The following is a 21,380-nucleotide window of genomic DNA, read 5'->3' as shown; positions in this document are numbered from 1 at the left end:
AGATAATGTTATGTACAAAATGTGGCTCAGAGAATGTTATCATCCATAGAAGATATTCAGGACAACACCTATGCAAAGAATGCTTCATTAAAACAATCCAAAAAAAAGTCCTCAAAGACATAAAAAAATACAAACTAATAAAAAAAGGTGATAAAGTACTGGTCGCCCTTTCAGGTGGAAAAGACAGTACAACAGTATTGGATATATTATCAATACTCGCAGAAAGAAACATAATAGAACTCGAGGCAATAACAATAGACGAGGGCATAATAGACTACCGCGAAAAAGGAATAGAATACGCGTCAGAAACTTGCAAAAAACTTGGAATACCACAACACATATTTTCATTCAAAGAACATTTCAAAATAACAATAGACGAAATAATGGCATCAAACCCTCCAAGAAAAGCATGCACATACTGCGGAGTGTTTAGGAGATGGATACTTAACAAGGAAGCCAAAAAACTTGGAGCAGATAAAATAGCAACCGGACATAATCTCGACGACGAAGTCCAGGCAATAGTAATGAACTACCTAGAAGGAAACATAGAAAACCTCACAAGAATAGGCCCCGCAACCTACTCACAAAAATTTGTAACTAAAATCAAACCACTCAGGGAAATCCCAGAAAAAGAAGTCACAGCATATGTAATGGCAAAGGGCTTAAAAGTTCACCTAGAAGAGTGCCCATATCGAAAAACTTCTTTCAGGAAAAAAATAGGCACAATTCTAACAGGACTATCAGAAGATCATCCTACCATCCTATACTCCACCCTAAGAGGTCATGCAAAAATCAGAAAGGCCCTTAAAAAAGAACTCGAAAAGGAATCCATACTAAGGGAGTGTATAAGGTGTGGTCAGCCAGCTGCCCGGGAACTATGCAAAACTTGCACCCTCCTCAAGGAGATAAGGAGGTTAAAAGATGAAATTCACTCTCATAATAGATGACGAGAAAAAAACAATGAAAATCAGGGAAAAATTAACCATCAAAGATGTTCTCAAAGATTTTAAAATCCCCCTAGAAGCTGTTGTAGTTAAAAAGAACGGTGAGATAGTAGTTGAAGAAGAACAAGTAAATGATGGTGACATTATAGAGGTTATTAAGGTCATATATGGTGGATAATATCATGAGAGTGTACTATGAATGCGCTCCCTGTTTTCTCAGGCAAGCAAAAGAAGCATTAGATCTCGCAACAGATGATGAAAAACTAAAACTCAAAGTAATGAAAAAAATAATAAGTTTACTCGATTCCAAATTCAGGGAAGGTGCAATATCCAATGAAATAGGCACCGCTGTCCATAGGCTCATCAAAAAGATGACAGGTAACAAAGACCCCTATGCACATGAAAAGAAAAGATGTAACAAAATCGCTCGCGATTTTCTGCCAATAGCCAGAAAATTCCTAGAAGATAATGAAAACCTCGAAGATTTCGTGAAAGTGGCGATAACAGGTAACATAATAGACTTCGGAGCCCTTGGACTCGACTTCAACCATGAAAAAGTTGTTATAGAATCCCTCAACTCCCCCTTGCAAATTAACCATACCAATATCCTCGAAGATGATTTAAAAAAATTTAAGGAAGTACTTTACCTTGCGGATAATACTGGTGAAATAATATTTGACAGACTACTCATAGAAAAACTCCTAGATTATGACGTGAATGTCACAGTGGCAGTTAAAGACAAACCCATACTCAATGATGCTTGCAAAGAAGATGCATTGAAAGCGGGACTCAATAAACTCGCAGATATTGTTACAACTGGAACAGATTCAGTAGGTGTAATCTACCATGAATTTTCAAATGAATTCAAAGAAATATTTGACAATTCCCAGATTATAATAGCCAAGGGCCTTGGCAACTATGAGGGCCTAACAGAAGCTCCACTTGATAATAAATCAGTATTTTGCCTATTAAATGCTAAATGCACAGCCATTGCAAAGGATATAGGGGTGAAGATAGGGTCTAATGTGATGATAAAGATCAATTAATAAACCCATCCTAGTAAGGGGTCTATTTTTTGGGGGGTTTGATAATATTAGAGTCGGTTTTATAGGATTTGGAGAAGTAGCATCTACCATGGCCTCAAAACTCCTAGATGAAGGTATTGAGGTTTTGACCGCTACGAAGGGCCGAAGTGAACGTACCAGAAAACGGGCACATGATCTTGGAGTTAACGAATGCAGTGACATCTTAGAGGTTTCTAGAAGATCTGATATTTTAATATCTGCTGTCACCCCTAGTGTGGCTGTGAAAGTCGCCAAGGAAGTTGGTGATCATGTTAGAGGAGTCTATGTGGATATAAATAACGTTGCACCTTCTACTGTGAAAAAGGCCCTCGGTTATATAAGGAATGGTAGGGTAGTTGATGCTGCCATCATGGGACGTATAACTAAGGATTTAAGGGTTAAAATTTTAGCATCGGGGGCTTCTGCTCATGATTTTGCCAAGTTAAATGATTATGGGTTCAATATAGAAGTTAGGGGTGATAGGGTTGGTGATGCGTCTGCACTTAAAATGTTGAGGAGTTCTTATACCAAAGGTGTTTCGGCACTTTTATGGGAGACTCTTTTGGCAGCATATCGTATGGGCCTTGATGAGGATTTATTGGAAATACTTGAAGAAACAGAAGGTGAAGGTTTTAAGGAGCGTGCAATTTCAAGGGTTATAAGTTCGGCTTTACATTCAAAGAGGAGATACGAAGAGATGAAGGACGTTGAATCATTTTTATCCGAGAATATAACCCCTACAATGTCAAAGTGCACATCTAAAACCTTCAAGGGGATAATTAGAGAACTATATGGTCTTGAAATGGTATTTGAAGATTATAGTATGATTTTTGATCATATAAAAAGTTTATAATTGCTAAATAGATAAATAGTATTGAAAGGGTGATTTAGTTGGGAGAAGATATTATAGAGGATTGTAGAAAGAATCTTAAAAAGCTTGTTGGTAAAAGGATCCTTGATGTTGAATTCAAATTTTATGATGATAAGTGCTGGAGGATCCATTTAGATACTGATAATGGTAAGTTTGTCATGACATTTTGTAAATCTTGGACATGTCCTATAGTGGAACACAGAGGAAAAAAATAGGCTATCATCCAATATTTATTTTGATTCTGAAACTCTCATTTTCTTTGATAAGCTTACCATTAAATGGTATGAAATGCGAATCTATGATTAACCGGAGATAGGTTGCCATTACACCTGGGAGAATTAGCGAACTTTTAATTTTCATCCCATCCCTTATCTGGCAAGAAATAGTATCATTTTCCTTTACATATATTTTGGCTTCTGTTCCTTCCTTTAATTTTCTAACTTCAAACTTTTTTAAACTTATACCAACTTTGAAGGATCTTTCAGGCTCATTCAAGGGACCTGGATGTTCTAGGAATCTTTCATGGGCTTTTTTTGAAGTGTAGCCTTTTTCTACGCTCTTTGATACGAACCAGGCTCTTTGAATTATCCTTTTTCTTTTCTGGTCTGGTGGTATCCACCCCTTCTTCTCATAATATCCTATGAGGTTATAAACTTCTCTCCTTGTTACATTCATCTCCATTGAGCTTAAGGCTAGTCTTGTGAGCACCGGGCCATATCCGGCCCTTCTAAATGTTGCCCATACTTGGTTTTCTGTATTATATGGTCTCCATTTGATGATGGAATTTATAAGCTTGGCGTTAAGGTAAGCTATCTCTAGGAGGTCTGCCCGTGAAAGCTTGTTCATTTTTTCCTTTATCAAATTAAAGTTCCTTTTACCTGGGGCTTTTCTTTTTTTCAGCTCTTTTTCAAGGATTTTTATGGTTGTTTCTGGTAAAAGTTTGGCCACGTCTTCAGTTATTTTTAGGTTATTTTTTATTATTTTTTTTCTTATTTCTCTTCCTGAAATTTTTGAACCATTTTCTGTAAGTTCTGGGATGATGTGAAATTTCATTTTCCGGTTGTATTTTTTCTGGAAGAATTCGTTGACGGCGAACCATCTGATAACATTCCTATTCGGAAGTTTTGCGGGTATTCCACTGAATATGCCTCTTTTGGCGAAATATTCTGCCTCTTTTCTTATGATTTTTGGGGGGACATTAGCGGCGTCCACGTAATCTGTAACACCATCCTCTATCATCATAGCTATTCTTATAGGTACAGTGTATGCTAGTGTTAGCCTGTGGTGTAGACCTTCAATGGGTATGACTTTATCAGCCCCTGCTTTAAGGGCCATTTTTTCACGAGCTTCATATGATGCGAAGAATGGGGCGTGATTGGCGCTATAATCCTTGTTAAGGTAGATGACGAGTTCGCTTCCAATTTTTTCTGCTATTTCACGTCCTTTTTCTATAAGTTTTGCGTGTCCTTTATGTAGTGGGTCGAAATCTGCGCTTATCCCGATCATAGAATCCTCCTTTTGTGGACTGTCACGCTCTGATGGGGTGCTTCCCAGTATTTTTTTCATTTCCATTGACTCTTGGGGGGGTTAAGCTTTTATTTTATGTCTATGATATAGATCATATGTGTTCAACTTTTTTTGGGTAGGATTATCGTGGAGGTGTTCGTTGGGGGCTAATTTTTTGATTTTTGTTATTTGACAAAATCAATTTCTTGTATTTTTCCTTTGGTGTTGAGTCTTGTATAGGGATAAAATTAGGTAGATTATCCATAGACTTGGTATTTGATGTTGTTTGTTGATCTTGTGAAGTCTCCGAGTTCTTTTTCAGCGATCCATCTGTTGTAGCAGTTGCATTTTACTGTTGGTATGGTTTTTTGGGTTAGGTTGGATTCTATGATCATTTTTTTGAGTTTTGTGTTACATTTTTTGCAGTTGTATGGGCCTCTTGGTGTTCCGAGTCCTGAGGTGTCCATTATTGTGGGTATTTTGAGGTTTTTTCGGGTGTTGTTTATGATTTCGATGAGGCTCCATATCCATGGGGGCTTATATGAGCCTTTTTTCCAGAGTTCTTCCATTACTGTGCCTTTGTGTATGGTTGATGGGCAGAATGATATTCTGTCAACACCTATTTTTTCTGCGTAGACTGCGGAGTTGATGGCGTCTTGGATGGCTTCTTTTTCGCTTGTTAGGATGGGTTTTATAAGTATATATGCCTTTGATTTTATATTGAAATCCTCTTTTAGACTTTTTATGGTCCTGATGGCTCTTTCGAAATCTTTTTTTGTGAAGCCCTTGTTTATTTTGTATTTACGGGTGTGATCGTCTGCTGTTTCGAGTCCTATGCTAACTTCCAATATTTTGTTTGGTGTGTGATTGCAACATTCAATGAGTATCTCTCTGTTTACATATTCTGGACGGGATTCTATTATTATCTCTTCTATGTTGTCTATCTTATTGAGGTATTTTAGTATGAATTTCCTTGATTCTTTTGGGAATTCTTCTGGGTTTAAGAAGCTGCCAGAGATGAATATTTTAACTGCAGTTTTTTCTTTTATCTTATACTGGGATATTAGATCTGTGAATATCTTGTTTAATTTTTCGGCTTTGATGTCTTTGAGGAGTGAATCTGAAAGGTAGCTGCACATTGTACAACCGCCACTTTTGGATAGTGCCCATGAACATCCTCTAGTGGGGAGTATCATGAAAATAGCTTTACCTTTTCCTGAATAGAGCAAGTCTTCTTGGCACCAAGTGGTTGCTAGTTCTTCTGGCGATTTTCTTCTAATCCTTTTAATAGCCTTTTTTCTGGTTTTCAGTGCTAACTCTCTCATCATTATTCCTAGAAAAAGAAGTTTTTGTAATTAGTAGTATGGTTTTTATTATTTAAATATATGGAAAAGGAAGTAAAAAAAGGGGGATATAAAAAAAGATTATTGTGTGGGGTGAATTGTTACTCTCTCCCCCTTTTTTTAGAAGCTTTCTATGATGTCCCCTACGAGTTTTATGGATTTTTTCATGTCTGGTCCTATTGGTGAACCAACGACATATTGTGTTACGCCCATTTCACCGAGGGCTTCTATTTTGGGCACTAAGTCATCGGGTGTGCCTACAATTGCGAATGCTTCCATTAATGCGTCGTCTACTGCTGCTATTGCACCGCCAAAGTCTCCTTTGGCTATTAAGTCGCCGAATTTTTGTTGTGTGTCAGCTGGTAGGCCGTGTCTTTCAAGTACGAATGGTGGTGATCCTGCGGCTATAAATGCGACCACTATCTTAGCGGCGTTAGCTGCTTTTTCAGGATCTTCATCTACTGAGGTACAAGTGTATGCGGCGACGTCGATTTCATCCATGCTTCTGCCTGCAGCTTCTGCCCCTTCTTTTATGTTTGGAACGGCTGCTTCGAAATCTTTTGGGTTTGAAGCATTGATTAGCACGCCATCCGCCACTTCACCGGCGGTTTTGAGCATCATTGGACCCTGGGCGCCCATATATACTGGGATTTTTTCCTGCACGGGTTTGTAATCTAACTTTGCCCCTGTGTCAAGTGCTTCCCCGGCTGTTAGGGTTCTTACTATGGATATTGCCTCTTTTATCCTTGATATTGGTTTTTCCCATGTGATGCCTAATTTGTCGAATGTGGCCTTGTCACCAGGCCCGATACCGAGGTTTGCTCTTCCATTTGAAATCTCATCCAGGGTTGCTATGGCTGAGGCTGTTATTGCTGGGTTCCTAACATATGGGTTTGTTATACCTGGACCTATTCTAATGGTCTCGGTTTCTTTAGCAATTAAGGCAAGGACCTGATATACGTACCTGTTGTTGTAGTGGTCTGTTATCCAAGCGTATTCAAATCCAACATCCTCTGCCAATTTAACGACGTCAACTACTTCGTCTATTGGCATGCTTGGGACGATTTCGATACCAAATTTCATAGATATCACCTTCGGGTTATTGGGGGGATTCTTCTCATCCCCTTTTGTAGGTTTTTTTGCTTCCCTTCTAGATATGTAGGGATGTTAATCAATCCCCAGGCAACTTTTTGGGGAGTTTAAACTCCCAGATTTTTCCTGCTTTTCCCGCCCACCTCTCCTGCTACATCCCCCACCCATAATGTGTGGGGGAGTTGTGCAGCAACTAATATATGGGTTTATCTGCAAAATAGAAATAATTTATGATTTAAAGGTAATCGAAAGTTTTAAATATTATTAGTTGAACTGTTCATCATATTAAATTATATGGGCGCCCTTTTATCAATGGAAGGATGAGAACTAGATTGGTTGTGAAATCTTCTATTATAATTTTGGTTCAAGCCTTTTTATCATGAAAGCCATGAATCCCACTATCATTGGGAATAGGAATAGGTATAACAATAATATTGCAACTGGAGGTAAAACTGAGCCTTCCATTATTGTGGAGGCTGCTAGTAACATTACTAGGAATATCACGGGTCCAAGGATGGCTATGAACATGTATATCATGGTGAATGAGTTAAGCTTTTGGGAATAATCCCTAAGCTTCATCCTCATCTCATATGCTACATCATCTGCTATAATTTCAAGGGTCTTGGCTAGGTCACCTCCGCTTTCAAGTGTCCTTGTAATTTGATAAATAGCTCTATCTAGGCCCTCTGAGTCCACTCGATTACACATTTCCCGTAGAGCATTCTCAGTACTTTCACCATATCTTATCTCTTCGAGTGTCCTTGCAAATTCTTCGGATAATGCTCCATACCCTGAAAGTGCCACTGAACGCATGCTATCATGGAGTCCTAATCCTGCTCTAAGTTCTGTTGCCATCTGTCTTAAGGCGAATGGTAATTGGCGTGATGCTTCCGTGGATTTCTTACCCTTTTGCAATTTTGGTGCAACTGTCAAAATCACTGATAAAGAAGTTACTGCGAACATTAATATTATGCCAATATCCAGGCCAAGTCCTAGTGTGATTGTTACCAGTAATAATATGAGGCCGGAGATGCTTCCAAGCATTAGTAGTATTTTTGGGTCGAACTTCTTTTCTTCTTCTTTTAACAATTCTTCAAGTGAAGCTTCCATATACTTCTTTTCACTTTCTTTTTTCTCCTCTTCACGGTGTTTGTCGGCTTCTATGAGTTCTTTAAATATTTCCACTTCAGCAGGGGTCATTCTCATTCTTTCCATTATCATTGAAGTGCTTCTACGCCTTATGGTCCCCCTGAAATCACGTCTACCTGTGAAAGGCTGCCCGATACTGGTCAGTTTCGCGGCGGGGGCTTTAAACCCTTCTTCCACCCTTTTACCCGCCTCTATTGTTATACCACCGAGTTTTTCCAAAATTTTTTTAAAAGCCATTTTAAACGCCCCCAGATGGGGTGGTGGGGGTTTCTCCTAGAGTACTTTCTCTAGAATCTCCTCGGGATTCTTATAATATCCGTGGATATATTTGGCCACCTCGTCTATGGATCTTATATTCTCTTCAGCCATGTATTCTAGGACTAATCTTCTTCTCTCGATTTCTTCTTCTATTTCAGTTATACTCATGCCTCTTAGTTCTGATATTTCTCTTAGGGTTTGGCTTGCTATACCTACGTATTCGACTTTGTCCGTGACATTATCCCATTCAAATATCCTGTTTAATTGGACTCTATCCTCTTCCATGCCCACAACTTCGGCTACTTCGGTTATCCGCCTTACTGAACGACCAGATGAACTGTACATCCTATTTTGCATTATTATGAAATCCAATGCTGGTATCATAATATTCGGGACGTTCATGGGCCTGTTCGTGAGCCTAGTGATAGTTTCCCGTGCTGTGTTGGAGTGTAATGTTCCAAACCCTGAATGGCCAGTGTTTAAGGCTGTGAATAATGTTATAGCCTCGGGGCCCCTTACTTCTCCTACTATTATCCTGTCTGGTCTTTGTCGGAGGGAGTTTTTGACGAGGGTGTCCATGTCGATTTCTCCTTTTCCTTCTATGTTTGGTGGTCTTGTTTCCAATCTTAGGACATGTGGGTGTGGTAGTTGGAGTTCCAAGGTGTCCTCTATAGTGATAACCCTTTCGCGGGGTGGTATGAATGCTGCTATCGTATTCAAGGTTGTTGTTTTACCTGAGCTTGTGCCACCTGCAATTATTGCATTGCATGGTTTGACTCCAAGGCCATCTGTACATACCCATAGGAAGGCTGCGAGATAAGATGATAATGTCTTGAAGTTTATGAGGTCTATGACGGTGTAGGGGTCTTTTTTGAATTTACGGACAGTTAATGTGGGCCCATCTGGAGATACTGGGGGTATGGTTGCATTGACTCTTGAACCGTCGGGTAATCTTGCATCTAGGATTGGTGTTTGTTGGTCTATGCGTCTGCCTACTTGTCTTGCGATCAGATCAATTAAGGCTTTAATATTGTTAGCATCATCGAATATGAGGTTTGTTATCATCATACCTTTGTCTCTATGGTAAACGAAAACAGGTTTTTTCACGCCGATTATCATTATCTCTTCGAGGTTGTCATCCCGTATGAGGGGGTCTATTTCACCATAGCCTAGCATTTCCTGGATGATTTGGTTGGCGAGTCTGTCAATGTCTCGAATCCCCTTCACTCTGAGGAAGTCCTTGATCTCCTTCATGAGGGTTTTTTTGTCGATTTGGAATTCACCGCCGGCAGTTACAGCGGCTTCTACCACTTTTGCCCTTATTTCATTTATAAGTTCTCTTTCTTTCTCGGAAAACTTTGGCAGGGAAACCTTGTAAAATGGTATTAGTTCCTCTTCGATGATTTCAACTTCTTTAACATCTGTCATTCTAGGTTTTGAAGGTTTTCGCTGGATTATCTTATCAATGTCAAAAGTGCTTTCCTTTTCTGATTTAACTTTTCCATTTTCCACATCTAGGCTGTCATCAGCGAATTCTCCAAGGATTTCTCTTAAGATCTCTTTCCTTTTATCCTTCATGAGAATCACTTTTTAATATGATGAGTATCATATTTAAACCTTATATGGAATTAAAGTGTGAATGTGGGGGGGAATGCATACTAGATAGGACATCCTTATTAAAAAAGATTCAAGGTTTTTATAATGGGTGTAAGCATTGTTATAATCCCCACCTAGATAAGAGAATCCCTCTCAAGGATCAAGTGAATTTAGAAGCTATTGATAAGGATTGGGGTAAATGTGAGTGTGGTAAAAGGCACCTTGACACTACAATGGGACATATACTAATTATAATGGTTGAAGAGGGACTATTAGATAAAAAATCGAGTCTGAGAAGTGTTGGCACACCACTTATGAGCATAGGTTATCTGCTCTCGAAAGCACCATTTTTATCACCAAAATCTTTAATCCTAGTATCAACTAAATTGGATAAAAAAACCGCTAAACGCATAATTGAGGAGGTACCGGAAGTTAAAGGGGTTATAAAAGGCGATCCTAGGAGGACGGTGGGCGTTCTTGACTCAAATTATAAACCTATTGTATATAAGAGATTAGCTGGATGTGATATGCGCTGTGATATAATAAAGAGTCAAATAGGCGCCTTGTGCATTTATAAAAGACAGAGTAAAATGCACATAGAATCTCCAAGGTCTTCATATCTGAAACTGATGAACCTCTATAATATCTTGAGAAAATTTAAAGGTTCATTTAAAGTTATAGATGCAACATGTGGCCCTGGGACTCTAGGATTGTTCTCACTCTTTGCAGGAGCCAGTAAAGTAATATTTAATGATATATGGAATGAAAGTTTGAAAATGACCCTTATAAATTTGGAAGTAAACCAGTTCAAGGATAAATATGGGGATTTCGAATTGTATAATGAGGATATAAGGGATCTTCCTTCACTCATTGATGAGAAGTATGATCTTTGTATTGTTGATCCTTTCCCAGGTGTTGATGTTTCTCCTTTTCTTAGAGCTTCTAGGGAGCTTGCTAAGGAGGTACTCCTTATTTGTTAGAGGTATATGGCTAGTGCTGGTATTATGAGAATTCCCATGAGATGGGATTTGCTAACACCTACATAATGTGGTATGAGGCCGAGGGCTATGGATGTTATATAAGCGAGTAAAATAAAATGTAATGGTGCATTTTCCAATATAGAAAAGATTATCACAAGAAAGCTTATAAAATATATTAATAACCTTGAAAGTCTATTATAGTCCATGTATTGGATGCGATCGATTAGAAAATCCCCTATTTTTATGCATAGGATAAATGATGCGGCTGCTGATATTATAGATGTGAAGCTGAAGAATATGAGATGATTTAAACTGAAATTTTCTATTATCTTCGAGATGTATACTGCTATTCCGCTGCGCGCATTGCCTATAATATAGATAGTGATAAGAGAAAAAAGGGCATCTGAAGTGTTCAAAGCGCTGAGAGATGTTAAAAGATTTTCAACTTTGTTATCATCTCCTCCACTGATTTCCTGGGCTAATATGCTACCTTGTGCCGGTCCAAAGCCTGGGAGAAATCCTAGTAGGGCCCCTGCAATCCCGCCTCCGAAAATCCCTCTTAAGAGCCTAGTATCAATTCTGATTTCATTCACTGTACGCTGTCTGGGTAGGATTGAATTTTCACCGAGACCGTAAAGTAGTGTGCTCACGCCAAAGAGGCCGCTGAAAGTGGATAAGAGTAAAATGTTGGGTGAAAGTGGAGTGTTTAAAATAACCCATCCCATGATCCCAGATAGTATGAATATTATCAATGACCAGCCAATAGTTTCTAGGTTTCTATTTAAACTTATTATAAGGTAAATTGACATTATAAGGAGTAATAATCCTATATATGGCTTTAAGAGTTCATGTGCTGGGGGAAGGAAAACTAAAAATAATGGCATGGATAATATTGTGAATATTATACCCCCAATTCCGCCGATGGCTATTAATCTTATAGCCCTTTTGCCCTGTCCTTCTAAGACCATGCTATGGCCTGGTAGTACAGATAATGCTGTTGCTTCATCTGGGACGCCCACTAACATGGATGGTATGAATTCTAGGAGCGCGTGGGTAATGGACATTGAAAGTAGAAAAACAGCTAAGGATTCCGGGGAGAAGAACTTGAAAAGTATGGGCGAGGCGGCGAATGTGAAGGCACCCACGGTGTTGACATGGATGCCTGGTATGATACCTGTTATGGTGCCGCATAGTATCCCTAGAAGACAGGTGAGGATGAGATCAAAAATCTCAACCACCCTGCTGTTTAAATTAAACGTCGTAAGTCGGTTACTTCTATGTTACTTATACCTTCAATTTTTGATAATTTTTTTTCAACGTTCTCTGTCCCCCCAGCCGCGTCATCTACGATAACCATTACATTAAGGGCTATGAGTCCGAATGCGACTGGTTCCTCTTCGATCTTATATAATTCAGCGTCTTTTGGTATTGATGATTGGATTTTAGCTTTTATTTTTTTCATGTCTACATCAGGACTTTCTGGCATTAATTTTATGGTAGCGACAACTTCTCCCATCAGTATTTCCCTCCCGAATTTTTAATAATATTGGATTCATTATTATTATTTATATATCTTTTTTTGTTGTTTGCAAAACCACCCGAGGCCGGGTGTATTTATTAGCATTTTTGAAGAAGGTAAATTGGTAGCCCAAAAGGATGGTGGAAAATTTCGAATTCATCCTTTAAGGGGCTGAAATATAATAAAATTTTCATGAAACTAGGCTTATGGGCCTTCAAATCCGCATTTACATTTGTATGGGTGGCCGAAGGTTCGGCATTTTTCGCATCTGTATATTATTTCTTCGCAGAATGGGCATTCAAATTTCACATAACTTTCGACTAGGGGTATTTCTTGTCTACAGGATGTGCATTTTATCTTTGCCAATTTTAGTCACCTCTTATCCTTGTATATATTGTTTCAGTGGATTTTATGATGGAAAGGATCCTCTGGGGGTGTTTTCCGTTGGCTATGTAACAATCAGATTTGTATTTTAGTAGGAGTTTTGGTAGTTCTTCATCCACTGAAGTTTCGCCAAAAGTTAGTAACTTTTTAGCGGTTATTTCATTTATAAGTTTAGCTTCGCTTTTGTTGGGATCTGTTGTATATATACCATCTACGTCTGTTGCTATTAATAGTTTTGCATTTATGAGTTTTGATATATAAAAGGCAATGGAATCTGAAGTTACTTTCCATGAATGTTTTAGGGGATCTAGGTAATGTAGGATCCTTGATGGTAGGAGTACTGGTATTTTACCATCCTTTTTTATTTTTTTTGCTTCTTTTATGGTGTGGGTTGCTTCAGCTCCTTTTACAAGGTCTGCTAGGAGTATGCCCATTATGTCCATGGATAGTATGGCGGCTTCATGGTTTGCGGTGTCTGAAAATCCGAGTTCATGATCGTATTTTCTTATTTTATTTGCGAATTCTCCGCCTCCGGCTATGATGATGGTATCTTCGCCTAGAAGGTTTTTTAATAACTTTTTTGCATGGTGGGGGAATAGGCTGCCCCCTATTTTCACAACCCATTTCAATGTTCGCCCCTCCATGGTACTTACTGGGGGGTTATAAAAGGAATTGTAAACCTTCTTCATCGGTTTATAGTAGTTTTAAGTGTTTTGTTATTTTATCTATTTTTTCATCGTCGTCTGGGCCTATGCCTAGGGCTGTTATTGTTCCTGGGGGTAGTTGTGTGTGTCCTGCGTCTCTTACGAGATAGTGTGGGATTTTTGTTTTTTTCAGTGCCTCGTATATTTTCATGAGTTCTTCTAGGTTTTCCACTTTTAGGATTATCTTTTTTGAGCCTTCTTTTTCCCATTTTTTCACTTTGTCTGGGGTTGTTCTCTTGTATGATTCTATGGATGCGTGGCATGCTTGGGCTGCGAGTTTGCCTTTCCCCATTTTAAGGTCTGAGCGGATTATAATGACTTGTTTCATCTAGAACTTTCACTCCCTTTGTATTCTTATTATATTGATATTATTGTGAGGTATATGATATTTTTTTGTGTGAAAACTTTATGGGATTATCTTGATAGTGTAAAAAGTTTTTCAAAATTCTATTGGTGTATTTAGTGTCATCCTTATATTTACAAATGGGATATTAGTCACAAAGATGGCAGAAAAAGCGTTAAATTTAAATAGTATGGATTTGAAGATAAAATTGAGGTGATATTATGGGTGAATTACCAATAGCACCAGTTGGAAGAATCATAAAAAATGCCGGTGCTCAAAGAATAAGTGATGATGCAAGAGAAGCACTAGCAAAAGCCCTAGAAGAAATAGGGGAAGAGGTTGCAGCAGCAGCTGTTAAACTTGCAAAACACGCCGGTAGAAAAACTGTTAAAGCAGAGGACATAGATTTAGCATTTAAAAAGTTGTACTAATTTTTCCAATTTTATTTTCCCCCTTTTTATTTTAACTTTTTTATAGGATGAAATTTAGAAGAAATCCAAGGGGGGAAACTCCACATATGGGAGTTTATAGGAATAAACCTTTATTATAAGGTGATATTGTTTTTTTAGGGTGATATGAGTGACTAGAATTGCCATTTTGGATCATGACCGTTGCCAGCCAAAAAAGTGTAATTACCTCTGTATCGAGTATTGCCCAGGTGTTAGAATGGGCGAAGACACAATAATAATCAATGAAAAAACTAAAAAGCCTATCATATCAGAGGAATTATGCTCAGGTTGTGGTATATGTACCAATAGGTGCCCTTTTAATGCTATAAGTATAATAAACTTGCCAGAGGCCCTTGAAGATCCTGTTCATCGTTATGGGGAGAACATGTTCGAACTTTTCGGTTTACCAGTAATCAGTCAAGGAAATGTAGTTGGGCTTATAGGGCCAAATGGGATTGGTAAATCAACTATAAGCCGTATACTTTCAGGTGAATTAAAACCCAACCTTGGAGATTATGAAAATCCTCCGGAATGGGATGAGATAATAAGCTTCTTCAGAGGATCCCAATTACAAGAATACTTTAAAAAACTTTCCACAGGGAAGTTAAAGACAGTTCATAAACCCCAGCTAATAGACCTTATCCCAGAATATGTGGAAGGTAGAGTAGATGAACTCTTAACAAAGGTTGATGAACGTGGTAAACTAGATTTTATAATTGAAACCCTTGAACTTGAACCTATATTAAAAAGGGATATTAAAAAATTGAGCGGAGGAGAACTCCAAAGCATAGCTATAGCCGCAGCCGCCCTTAGAGATGCTGACTTTTATTATTTTGACGAGCCAACATCCTGGTTAGACGTTAAACAGAGGCTAAACGCGGTTAAGGTGATAAGATCCCTCCAAGAGGATGGTAAAGCGGTCATGGTAATAGAACATGATCTTGCAGCCCTTGACGCGCTATCAGATTATGTTCATGTACTTTATGGTAAGCCTGGAGCTTATGGTGTTGTATCAAAAAGGAGAGGTGTGAGGGTTGGTATAAACGCTTACATAAAAGGTTTCTTAAGGGAAGAAAATGTTAGATTCAGGAAAAGTGAAATTCAATTCGAGATAAAACCACCCACACCAGAAGAAGAAGGTGAAACACTCACTGAATACTCAAATTTAACTAAAAATTATAATGGTTTCCAATTAAATGTTGAGGAAGGTAAAATATATTTGAAAGAGATTGTAACGGCCTTTGGACCCAATGGTATAGGTAAAACAACCTTTGCAAAAATCCTCGCGGGAGTTGAGAAACCGGATAAAGGTAAAGTTAAAAAGAAACTTAAAGTGGCCTATAAACCACAATACTTAAAATCAGATTTTAAGGGGACTGTTAGAGAATTTCTACACTTAAAAGCGCAAGGATATGGTACTAAAATATTTAAAAGCGAGATTGCAAGGCCGTTTTCCCTTGAGGAATTAGAGGATAAAAGGGTTGAAGAGCTTAGTGGAGGAGAATTGCAAAGGTTAGCTATCGCAACAACATTATCTATGGAGGCGGATCTTTACGTTTTTGATGAACCCACGGCCTTTTTAGATGTTGAACAGAGGCTAATGGCGGCTAAGGCTATGAGGAAGATAATAGAGGGTAGGGATTCTTCAGCGATTATAATAGATCATGATATAATCTTCCTTGATTATATATCAGACAGGGCTATGGTGTTCCATGGTAAACCTAGTATAGAGGGATATGCGACAAGTCCAACAGAACTTCGAAAGGCGATGAACAGTTTCCTTTCCCAGGTGGGGATAACATTCAGAAGAGATAAAGAAACAAAAAGACCTAGGGTAAACAAGCTCAATAGTTTCCTTGACCGTAAGCAGAAAGAAATTGGAGAATATTACTACCTCAAAAGCTAATGAAACACTTCTGATAGAGGTTTATTCGTAAAATAAGGTGTAACATTTCCAAAAAGAGAATTAATGGTGAAATGTATATGTGGGGGCAACTTCCCAAAGGGTAGCTTATACTCGTCGGATGGGTGGAAGATTTTTCGGCAAATAAGCCCTAAATGCATATTTTCAAAGGGTTGGCATGCCAAAAAGAGCTTCCAAAAAAAAAAATTTAATTTTAGACATTTTTTTGGGGGGAGTGCTTTCAAATCCTTGATATTAACGTAGGTGTTGTCATTTTTTCTGCTATTGCGGTTTATTTCGGGATCTGGTTTTTATTTTTCTGATAAATGATAACATAGACGCAACTCCAAGTATAGCTATAAAAAGGATTGTTAACTTTATCCGGATTACTTTTTTAGTGGCTTTTTATGTTCATTTTATATATAAAGAGGGAAGATATAGATATTTTTTTAGCTTCTTAGGAAATCCATTAGATCTATGAAGTTTTCTGCGAATATTTTGACTTGTTCTTTTGGGATTGAGAAGCTTAGACGGATGTATCTGTCACCGTAGAATTTGCTGGTGTATGATCCTTGTCTTACGAAGATTTTTCTTTTCAGGAGGTACTCTGTTAGATCATCTGGGGATACTCCTGTGTTGTATATGTCTATGGCCATCATGTTGGCGTTTGATGGGTATACTGGTATGAATGTGCCTTCGACTTCGTCAACAGCCCTTTTTATGATCTTCTGGTTTTTGTATGTGCGTTCACGCACTCTTTTGATCCATTTTTTCTTTGTTTTCAGGGCTTTTATAGCGCCGATTTGTGATAGGACGTTTGTTCCGAGGTCGTTTATTATGACGGCTTTGAGGGGTTCCATCATTTCTGGTGTTGTTATAATACCTCCGATCCTGAGACCGGCCATTCCACAGATTTTTGAGAAACTATAGATTGTCAGTGTCCTCTCTGGGGCGTATTTGGCTGCTAAATAGTGTTTTTTCGCGAAGTCTCTATATGTTACATCATGTAAAAGGTATAAGTCTCTTTCCTCGGCTATTTCTGCGAATTCTTTTATTTCGTCTTTTGTATAGGATGATCCTAGGGGGTTGAGGGGATCTATGAGTGATATCATCTTTGTTTTCTCATCTATGTTATCTATTGCGAGTTTTGGGGTGAGTTTATAGGAACATTCTTTGTTGTATATGTGTACGCTTGTTACCTTTGCCCCGAATCTCCTGGCGAAGTTTTCAATTATTAGGTATCCTGGGTCTGATGTTATGATACCGTCGCCTAATTCTATGTAGCTGTGCATGGATAGGTAGAGGGATTCTGTCCCCCCTGCGGTTATGAGGGATTCGAAGCCATTTTTTAATCCTAGGTCTTTTAGTATTAATTCTTGGAGTTCTGGGAAGCCTTCTGGTGGAGGATATTTACAATATTCGTTACTTTTTATGAATTCTATCATTGCTTCCTTTATTTCATCATGATCATTAAGATGGTTTGTATTTTGACCCATCCATATCATTTCTTTGTCCTTAAAAACATGATTAAAAAATTCATTAATATTTTTAAAACCATTGGGTGGTATTTTAACGGTTTTATGATATTTAGGGGAAATCATGCATATCACTACAAATTTTTATTAATATGAAATCATGGGGGGATGTGTTACATTTTTACCGGCAGCAAATTTGTCATGATTTTTTTAGATTATTATTAGTTAAAGGTTAATAAAAGTTTTTACTAATATGGGGTCTAATAAGAGTTTTTGTATGATTTATCCTTCAAGGCCGTTTTCAACTATCCTAAATGTTGTTTCAAGTCCTTCTTGTTTGTTTTTATGTCTTTTTAAAATTGCCCGGCGTTCACCGATCACGTCTCCCTTTTGTAGTTCGATGATTATTTTACTCCAATATTTAAGTATGGTACCCCCCACAGGTTCGATGGCGTTTCTACCCTCTGCGTCAAAGAGGGAATATATTTGGTTTGTGATTACAACGGCGAGATCATACTTTTTCGCCATCCTTAAAAGTAGGGCCATTTGGTTGCCCAGTTCGCTGTGTATCCGTGGGGAGCTCCCATCTTTTAATCTGTATAATGCTACGGCTGAATCTAGGATTATGAGATCGAATTCTTTTGGGTGTCTTTGTAGGAGTGACCATATTTTTCTTATTGTTTCTCCTTGTTCATGAAATGTTCCAGGTTCAAATAATATTATTTTCTTAGCTATTTTGTCGAAGTCTTTACCAGCCACTTGTTTTATCCTTTCTATTGATATTCCACCTTCTGTGTCTATGAATATTACTTTACCATGGTTTTTCGCTGTTTCAACTGCTAGTTTGATGGCTATGTTTGTCTTCCCAGATCCTGGGGGTCCATAGAATTGTGTTAGGTTTCTTTTTTCCACGCCTCCACCAAGTATTTTGTCCAGGGAACAACCTGTAGGTATCTTGGCCGGTTTTTTAAAGTTTGAGAGGAGTTTCATGCTCTTAAACCTACTATAATTTTTTTGACTTTTTCAATACTTTCTCCTTTTCTTAAAATTTTTGGAGGATCCAGTGTAAGATCTATTACAGTTGATGGTACACCTTTAAGTGGGCCTGCATCAATGGCCATGTCAACTTCACCTATTTGTTGAATTATGTCTTTGATGTTATTATGGGTTTTCATCCCGGATATATTTGCACTTGTACTTGTTATCGGGAATTCTTTTGACAGTTCCCTGGAGATAATATTATCTGGGATTCTTATACCAATTTTTTCAGAACTTCCTGTTAAAATTTGAGAGATTGTGTTCTTCTTTTTGAGTATGATTGTGAATGGCCCTGGTAAAAGTTTTTTGATTAATCTTTCAATTTTAGGGTTAAGGTAAGCGATTCTTCCGATCCATTTTGTGTCATGTAGGCATATGGATATTGGTTTATTGAGGGGTCTTCTCTTTAATCTGTAGAGTCTTTTTACAGCTTCTTCGTCAAATGCGTTGACACCAAGACCATATAATGTGTCTGTGGGATACAATACGATGCCACCATCCTTTAGGATAGCTCTCGCCACCTTTAGATGGTCCTTTAAATTTTTATTTATTTTTATGATCTTCATTTTAAATCCTTTTTAAGTTCGATTATACTCCTATGGTTATATATAAATTGAATTTTATAAGAATATTTTATGCTAAATAATCTTAGACCCTATATTGAGAGGATAACGGGCCCCATTGCATCAAGGATTAGGATAAACCCAAATTATGTTACTTTAGCAGGTTTTATCATAGCTTTAGCGGCTGCTTACACTTTTGTCATGAAAGACTTGTTCTTTGGGGGAGTTTTAATGGCCTTGAGCGGTTTTATGGATATTATTGATGGGGCTATTGCAAGGGAAAATTCTAAGGCGACAAAATTCGGAGGTTTCCTAGATTCTACTCTAGATAGGTTTTCCGACGCGTTTATCCTGATAGGTATAACATATGGCGGTTTTGTAGATTGGTTAATTGGGATGTTGGCAATTCACGCCTCTTTAAGTGTTAGTTATGTTAGGGCCCGTGCAGAGGGTGAGGGCATACCCTGTAGTATAGGAGTCGCTGAAAGGGCTGAAAGATTACTAATATTAATGTTGGGGGCTTTTTTAGGTTCTTTTTTTGGAGATTTCATCATGGAAATTGCCGTTATCTTAGTTATGGTCCTTGGATATTTTACTGTGATTCAAAGGATTCATTATTCTTGGAAGATGATGTCTTGAAGGTGATTAGCCTTGGCAAGTGAAAGGATCAGAAAGGATATTGAACTTCTAGAGAAAAATATAAAGGAAATGTTACATTTAGATTTTAGTAGGGAGGAGAAGGATATTATTCAGAGGGCTGAAAATTATAAAGAAGACTCTATATATTATCTAGAGAAGGGTGATTATATAACATCCTTTGGTTGCATAAATTATGCACATGGTCTAATAGACTCTTTACGTATTCTACACGGGATAGGGGTTAAATAATGAAGAAGTTTTTTCTGAAAGAAAGTAAAGTTGAATTATATGCGAAAGAGCATGTAAAAAAAGTTTATGAGTGTTACAAGGAATTTGAGAAGATGATGCCCCATTTTTATAAAGGAGACTATGAGAAAGTGGATATATTAACAAGGAAAATATCTGCCTTAGAACATGAGGCGGATGAAATACGCCGAAAGATGGAAATGGGATTCTATGAGGGGGCATTTTTGCCATTTGATAGGGAAGATAGGATAATGTTAACAGAAAATGTTGATAAGGTGGCTGACACAATCGAATCAACAGCATTCACAATATCCTTGAGTAAAGTTGAATTCCCACCGACTTTTAAAAAAGATTTTGAGACCTTCGTGGATATTATAGGGCAAATTGTGGAGGCATTAAGGGATTGTATCGACTGCTTGGAGGAGGATCTTACAGAGGCTATCCGGAAAGCCCATGAGATAGAAAAACTTGAAGAAAAGGCCGATGATATCGAAAGAAGGATATTAGCTGAACTTTACAAGTCCTATAGGCATGAAGAGATTGGGGTGGTTAAACTCCTAGAGATGAAAGAAGTTGTAATACACCTTGGGAATATAGCGGACAGGGCTGAGGATGCATCAGATCGTGTGCTTATTATAGCTGCTAAGAGGAGGGGGTGATGAGCCTCAGAGAAGCCCAGGAAGATCTTCAGTATCTTTTAGACAGAGGATATAGGAAGAGGGTTGCACTTGATTTTGTCGCGAACCATTACAAGCTGAAAAGAAAGGATAGAAATTACCTTGCAAGGTTTGTATTTTCAAAGTCCACCATAAAAAGTAGGAAGGAGAAACTAGCAAGCCCGGAATCCTTGAGAGGATCCAGGATTATTTTAGATGGTTATAATGTTCTCATAACTGTGGAGAGTATACTTCAAGGGGATTTTTTCATAGCCCAGGATGGGTTCTTGAGAGATTCAAGGGGGGTTTTCGGAAAATACAAGTTGAATGATGAAACCTTCAAGGCTCTCAGACTCGTCTTTGAAGCATTAAAGGCTCTGAAGGTGGGATTTGTGAAGTTTTATTTTGATAAGGCTGTCAGTTTTAGTGGGGAATTAGCATCCATTGTAAGAAGATTATTAAAAGAGTATGGAATCCCTGGTGAAGTGGAATTATCACCACATGTCGATTATAGTATTAAAAATGAAGTTGAAGATTCTGTAGTTGCTACAAGTGACAGTGCTATTATAGATAAGGCTAATAAAGTGTTTGACATTCCACTTTTTATATGGAAATATTTAATCGGCGGCTCAGTAGAATCTAAAAAACAATAAAAGGG

Annotated in this window: 25 protein-coding genes; 12 read left to right on the top strand and 13 right to left on the bottom strand. The window is 38.0% G+C overall.

Translation table 11 applies throughout. From position 1 onward, the window contains the following. Positions 1-5 precede the first annotated feature (5 nt). From QFX38_05100 to QFX38_05080, 5 genes are all read left to right on the top strand, one after another. Entirely contained in the window at positions 6-947 is a 942-nt protein-coding gene (locus tag QFX38_05100) for a TIGR00269 family protein (protein MDI9624244.1), read from the top strand. After that, positions 922-1,122 (top strand): MoaD/ThiS family protein, encoded by a 201-nt coding sequence (locus tag QFX38_05095; protein MDI9624243.1) that lies wholly within the window; start codon positions 922-924, stop codon positions 1,120-1,122. Before QFX38_05100 ends, QFX38_05095 begins: the two co-directional genes overlap by 26 nt. Positions 1,123-1,126: 4 nt before the next feature. Next, positions 1,127-1,990 (top strand): DUF89 domain-containing protein, encoded by an 864-nt coding sequence (locus QFX38_05090; protein ID MDI9624242.1) that lies wholly within the window; start codon positions 1,127-1,129, stop codon positions 1,988-1,990. A gap of 61 nt (positions 1,991-2,051) precedes the next feature. Further along, the gene (locus tag QFX38_05085) at positions 2,052-2,861 is read left to right on the top strand and encodes a DUF1932 domain-containing protein (GenBank protein ID MDI9624241.1); all 810 of its coding nucleotides are present in this window, start codon (positions 2,052-2,054) and stop codon (positions 2,859-2,861) included. A gap of 38 nt (positions 2,862-2,899) precedes the next feature. Continuing rightward, positions 2,900-3,094 (top strand): hypothetical protein, encoded by a 195-nt coding sequence (locus QFX38_05080; GenBank protein ID MDI9624240.1) that lies wholly within the window; start codon positions 2,900-2,902, stop codon positions 3,092-3,094. Between the two features lie 4 nt (positions 3,095-3,098). Here the strand turns inward: QFX38_05080 and QFX38_05075 are convergent, their stop codons facing one another. The 5 genes from QFX38_05075 to QFX38_05055 form a co-directional block, all read right to left on the bottom strand. Next, positions 3,099-4,445: a nucleotidyltransferase family protein gene (locus QFX38_05075; protein ID MDI9624239.1), complete on the bottom strand. Its 1,347-nt coding sequence runs from the start codon at positions 4,443-4,445 to the stop codon at positions 3,099-3,101. Between the two features lie 197 nt (positions 4,446-4,642). Further along, positions 4,643-5,713 (bottom strand): archaeosine biosynthesis radical SAM protein RaSEA, encoded by a 1,071-nt coding sequence (locus QFX38_05070; protein MDI9624238.1) that lies wholly within the window; start codon positions 5,711-5,713, stop codon positions 4,643-4,645. 135 nt (positions 5,714-5,848) lie between these two features. Beyond that, a complete protein-coding gene (gene mer, locus QFX38_05065) occupies positions 5,849-6,811 on the bottom strand; it encodes a 5,10-methylenetetrahydromethanopterin reductase (GenBank protein MDI9624237.1) in 963 nt (320 codons plus the stop codon). A gap of 360 nt (positions 6,812-7,171) precedes the next feature. After that, the gene (locus QFX38_05060) at positions 7,172-8,206 is read right to left on the bottom strand and encodes a type II secretion system F family protein (protein ID MDI9624236.1); all 1,035 of its coding nucleotides are present in this window, start codon (positions 8,204-8,206) and stop codon (positions 7,172-7,174) included. Positions 8,207-8,242: 36 nt separating this feature from the next. Further along, entirely contained in the window at positions 8,243-9,805 is a 1,563-nt protein-coding gene (locus tag QFX38_05055; protein MDI9624235.1) for a CpaF family protein, read from the bottom strand. 272 nt (positions 9,806-10,077) lie between these two features. Here QFX38_05055 and QFX38_05050 point away from each other — a divergent pair, with 272 nt between their 5' ends. Next, the gene (locus QFX38_05050) at positions 10,078-10,803 is read left to right on the top strand and encodes a class I SAM-dependent methyltransferase (GenBank protein ID MDI9624234.1); all 726 of its coding nucleotides are present in this window, start codon (positions 10,078-10,080) and stop codon (positions 10,801-10,803) included. Here the strand turns inward: QFX38_05050 and QFX38_05045 are convergent. The 5 genes from QFX38_05045 to pth2 all read right to left on the bottom strand — a co-directional run bounded on the left by QFX38_05045 (position 10,800) and on the right by pth2 (position 13,738). Next, complete coding sequence (locus QFX38_05045) at positions 10,800-12,032, bottom strand: tripartite tricarboxylate transporter permease (protein ID MDI9624233.1); 1,233 nt, start codon at positions 12,030-12,032, stop codon at positions 10,800-10,802. The two genes, QFX38_05050 and QFX38_05045, sit on opposite strands and share 4 nt — an antisense overlap. Before the next feature lie 17 nt (positions 12,033-12,049). After that, positions 12,050-12,319, bottom strand: coding sequence for an elongation factor 1-beta (locus tag QFX38_05040; GenBank protein MDI9624232.1), 270 nt, complete (start codon positions 12,317-12,319; stop codon positions 12,050-12,052). 207 nt (positions 12,320-12,526) lie between these two features. Further along, on the bottom strand, positions 12,527-12,688 hold the full coding sequence (locus tag QFX38_05035; protein ID MDI9624231.1) for a zinc finger domain-containing protein: 162 nt from the start codon (positions 12,686-12,688) through the stop codon (positions 12,527-12,529). A gap of 2 nt (positions 12,689-12,690) precedes the next feature. Further along, on the bottom strand, positions 12,691-13,335 hold the full coding sequence (locus QFX38_05030) for a delta 1-pyrroline-5-carboxylate synthetase (protein ID MDI9624230.1): 645 nt from the start codon (positions 13,333-13,335) through the stop codon (positions 12,691-12,693). A 64-nt stretch (positions 13,336-13,399) separates the two neighbouring features. Then, positions 13,400-13,738 (bottom strand): aminoacyl-tRNA hydrolase, encoded by a 339-nt coding sequence (gene pth2 / locus QFX38_05025; GenBank protein ID MDI9624229.1) that lies wholly within the window; start codon positions 13,736-13,738, stop codon positions 13,400-13,402. 236 nt (positions 13,739-13,974) lie between these two features. Here pth2 and QFX38_05020 point away from each other — a divergent pair, with 236 nt between their 5' ends. Both QFX38_05020 and QFX38_05015 read left to right on the top strand, forming a co-directional pair. Further along, positions 13,975-14,184 (top strand): histone family protein, encoded by a 210-nt coding sequence (locus tag QFX38_05020; GenBank protein ID MDI9624228.1) that lies wholly within the window; start codon positions 13,975-13,977, stop codon positions 14,182-14,184. Between the two features lie 148 nt (positions 14,185-14,332). Beyond that, positions 14,333-16,108 (top strand): ribosome biogenesis/translation initiation ATPase RLI, encoded by a 1,776-nt coding sequence (locus QFX38_05015; GenBank protein ID MDI9624227.1) that lies wholly within the window; start codon positions 14,333-14,335, stop codon positions 16,106-16,108. A gap of 446 nt (positions 16,109-16,554) precedes the next feature. Here QFX38_05015 and QFX38_05010 read toward each other — a convergent pair whose 3' ends face one another. From QFX38_05010 to QFX38_05000, 3 genes are all read right to left on the bottom strand, one after another. Next, positions 16,555-17,706, bottom strand: coding sequence for a pyridoxal phosphate-dependent aminotransferase (locus tag QFX38_05010; protein ID MDI9624226.1), 1,152 nt, complete (start codon positions 17,704-17,706; stop codon positions 16,555-16,557). Between the two features lie 156 nt (positions 17,707-17,862). Then, a complete protein-coding gene (gene radB / locus QFX38_05005; GenBank protein MDI9624225.1) occupies positions 17,863-18,570 on the bottom strand; it encodes a DNA repair and recombination protein RadB in 708 nt (235 codons plus the stop codon). Then, positions 18,567-19,184: an L-threonylcarbamoyladenylate synthase gene (locus QFX38_05000; GenBank protein ID MDI9624224.1), complete on the bottom strand. Its 618-nt coding sequence runs from the start codon at positions 19,182-19,184 to the stop codon at positions 18,567-18,569. Before QFX38_05000 ends, radB begins: the two co-directional genes overlap by 4 nt. A gap of 69 nt (positions 19,185-19,253) precedes the next feature. On the opposite strand from QFX38_05000, the gene pgsA reads away from it, so the two are divergent. The 4 genes from pgsA to QFX38_04980 are packed head-to-tail and all read left to right on the top strand — an operon-like array spanning position 19,254 to position 21,375. Beyond that, entirely contained in the window at positions 19,254-19,820 is a 567-nt protein-coding gene (gene pgsA, locus QFX38_04995; GenBank protein MDI9624223.1) for an archaetidylinositol phosphate synthase, read from the top strand. 12 nt (positions 19,821-19,832) lie between these two features. Next, positions 19,833-20,069, top strand: a complete 237-nt coding sequence (locus tag QFX38_04990; GenBank protein MDI9624222.1) for a DUF357 domain-containing protein — start codon at positions 19,833-19,835, stop codon at positions 20,067-20,069. Then, positions 20,069-20,725, top strand: a complete 657-nt coding sequence (locus QFX38_04985) for a TIGR00153 family protein (GenBank protein MDI9624221.1) — start codon at positions 20,069-20,071, stop codon at positions 20,723-20,725. Before QFX38_04990 ends, QFX38_04985 begins: the two co-directional genes overlap by 1 nt. Further along, positions 20,725-21,375, top strand: coding sequence for a DUF434 domain-containing protein (locus tag QFX38_04980; protein ID MDI9624220.1), 651 nt, complete (start codon positions 20,725-20,727; stop codon positions 21,373-21,375). Before QFX38_04985 ends, QFX38_04980 begins: the two co-directional genes overlap by 1 nt. Positions 21,376-21,380: the final 5 nt, after the last annotated feature.

Source organism: Methanothermobacter sp. (assembly GCA_030055615.1).
Taxonomy (GTDB): Archaea; Methanobacteriota; Methanobacteria; order Methanobacteriales; family DSM-23052; genus Methanothermobacter_A.
This window is presented reverse-complemented; position numbering and strand designations above follow the sequence as displayed.

Excerpts from the sequence above, each read along its gene's own strand:
- QFX38_05000 (MDI9624224.1), bottom strand. The coding sequence starts at position 19,184 with ATGAAGATCATAAAAATAAATAAAAATTTAAAGGACCATCTAAAGGTG.
- QFX38_04980 (MDI9624220.1), top strand. The coding sequence starts at position 20,725 with ATGAGCCTCAGAGAAGCCCAGGAAGATCTTCAGTATCTTTTAGACAGA.
- mer (MDI9624237.1), bottom strand. The coding sequence starts at position 6,811 with ATGAAATTTGGTATCGAAATCGTCCCAAGCATGCCAATAGACGAAGTA.
- QFX38_05055 (MDI9624235.1), bottom strand. The coding sequence starts at position 9,805 with ATGAAGGATAAAAGGAAAGAGATCTTAAGAGAAATCCTTGGAGAATTC.
- QFX38_05010 (MDI9624226.1), bottom strand. The coding sequence starts at position 17,706 with ATGATTTCCCCTAAATATCATAAAACCGTTAAAATACCACCCAATGGT.
- radB (MDI9624225.1), bottom strand. The coding sequence starts at position 18,570 with ATGAAACTCCTCTCAAACTTTAAAAAACCGGCCAAGATACCTACAGGT.
- pgsA (MDI9624223.1), top strand. The coding sequence starts at position 19,254 with ATGCTAAATAATCTTAGACCCTATATTGAGAGGATAACGGGCCCCATT.
- QFX38_05090 (MDI9624242.1), top strand. The coding sequence starts at position 1,127 with ATGAGAGTGTACTATGAATGCGCTCCCTGTTTTCTCAGGCAAGCAAAA.
- QFX38_05020 (MDI9624228.1), top strand. The coding sequence starts at position 13,975 with ATGGGTGAATTACCAATAGCACCAGTTGGAAGAATCATAAAAAATGCC.
- QFX38_05100 (MDI9624244.1), top strand. The coding sequence starts at position 6 with ATGTTATGTACAAAATGTGGCTCAGAGAATGTTATCATCCATAGAAGA.
- QFX38_04985 (MDI9624221.1), top strand. The coding sequence starts at position 20,069 with ATGAAGAAGTTTTTTCTGAAAGAAAGTAAAGTTGAATTATATGCGAAA.
- QFX38_05060 (MDI9624236.1), bottom strand. The coding sequence starts at position 8,206 with ATGGCTTTTAAAAAAATTTTGGAAAAACTCGGTGGTATAACAATAGAG.
- QFX38_05075 (MDI9624239.1), bottom strand. The coding sequence starts at position 4,445 with ATGAAAAAAATACTGGGAAGCACCCCATCAGAGCGTGACAGTCCACAA.
- QFX38_05050 (MDI9624234.1), top strand. The coding sequence starts at position 10,078 with ATGGTTGAAGAGGGACTATTAGATAAAAAATCGAGTCTGAGAAGTGTT.
- QFX38_05095 (MDI9624243.1), top strand. The coding sequence starts at position 922 with ATGAAATTCACTCTCATAATAGATGACGAGAAAAAAACAATGAAAATC.
- pth2 (MDI9624229.1), bottom strand. The coding sequence starts at position 13,738 with ATGAAACAAGTCATTATAATCCGCTCAGACCTTAAAATGGGGAAAGGC.
- QFX38_05070 (MDI9624238.1), bottom strand. The coding sequence starts at position 5,713 with ATGATGAGAGAGTTAGCACTGAAAACCAGAAAAAAGGCTATTAAAAGG.
- QFX38_05040 (MDI9624232.1), bottom strand. The coding sequence starts at position 12,319 with ATGGGAGAAGTTGTCGCTACCATAAAATTAATGCCAGAAAGTCCTGAT.